The sequence below is a fragment of the Bacteroides sp. ET225 genome, from assembly GCF_024733745.1.
In the GTDB taxonomy this organism is placed as follows: domain Bacteria; phylum Bacteroidota; class Bacteroidia; order Bacteroidales; family Bacteroidaceae; genus Phocaeicola; species Phocaeicola excrementipullorum.
In genome coordinates, this window is the sequence record NZ_JANRHN010000084.1 from 1 (window position 1) to 1322 (window position 1322).

1 protein-coding gene is annotated in these 1322 nt (G+C 42.4%); it reads right to left on the minus strand.

All coding sequences use genetic code 11. The annotated features are described in order from the left end of the window. On the minus strand, positions 1-1211 hold a 1211-nt coding region (locus NW212_RS15190; protein WP_258339453.1), incomplete at its 3' end, for an IS4 family transposase. Between the last annotated feature and the right edge of the window lie 111 nt (positions 1212-1322).

Sequence of the window (1322 nt, forward strand, 5' to 3'; positions counted from 1 at the left end):
TGGTAATCTTCTTTCTGCTTTACGTTTAATAGCGTTTCCCAATCTTTCTCCGGATGATTAAACAGGCTGTAGAAATCAACATAATACATAAGCGTAATCCGCATCATGGTGGCAAGTCCGGAGAAACTCCAGGAACGCGTCAGTCTCTTTTTCATTACCATCAGAAGCAGATTGGCAATAAGCGTCACCCAAATCTGTATCTTGATGGCATTTGCACTTTCTCCATAGAAGTATTTCAACGGGAAGTTCTGTTTTATCTGCTTGAACAACAGTTCAATTTCCCAGCGTTTACGGTAAATTTCTATAATTTCGTTCGGGTCTGATTCCATATCGTTTGTAAGCAATGCAACCAGTTTGTGCTTTTTGGTATCGGCATAGGTAATGATACGGGCATGATGAATCAGTATTTCTCCACCCTTCAGAACTTTAGAGAATGTGACATGTTGTATGCGCACTTCCATAAGACCGTCTGTTGTCTGGTAGATACAGTCCTCCATAATGTTGTATTTTAGATTCTTCTTCATTTTTGTCACATACAGAACTTCTCTTTGCGTGAGTGCTTCCAGTTTCTCATAGTCAATATATGCCCGGTCCATGGCAACTATGTCTCCTTTGCTCAATGTTGACGGCTTTAACATAAAAGAATCGTTGGTGGCTGCAGATGTAAACTTTATATCAGAAGGGACTCCCTCATTGGCGTGTATGACGGTGTGCACTTTTATACCCCCTTTCTTTTTGCCGGTTTTGGGATGACGGCCCACGCCCTTGAACAGCAGATTGGAGAACAGTGTGATAGTAGTGGAGTCGATAATCTGGAGACGCTTCATCCAGACAGCATCCCTGCTTTTGCGGCTGTCCGAGGAAAGCACATGCCTGTATGTGGCGTATAAATCACGATAAATGGACTCAAATATAACCTCCGGACGTCGTTGGTTGGCATCGGAAAGTGTACTGCGTGAAGGCATTGAGCTGATACCCAAATGGAAAAGCTTGCGGGCTTCTGCCTGTAGGGAAGCCGTGATCTCGCGTAAGGAATCAAAACGCATGATGACCGCATAAAGCATAACAACAAGATGAGTCCAGCAATCAAAACGTTTTATGTAGTGTTCGCCACCATGTTTACGACTAAAACGAAGGATTGTTGACTTATCCAATAATTTTATTACCTGACCATAGAGCGGCTGTCCGCTAAAATGTATACTTTTGCCCATAGTTGGATTGATTTTGTTTGGCGACAGAAATCTAACGAAAATGGGCTGACATCGCAAATGAAGTCAGCCCTATTTTTATTCGTTTGCTATATTTTTATCGGACAGCAATAA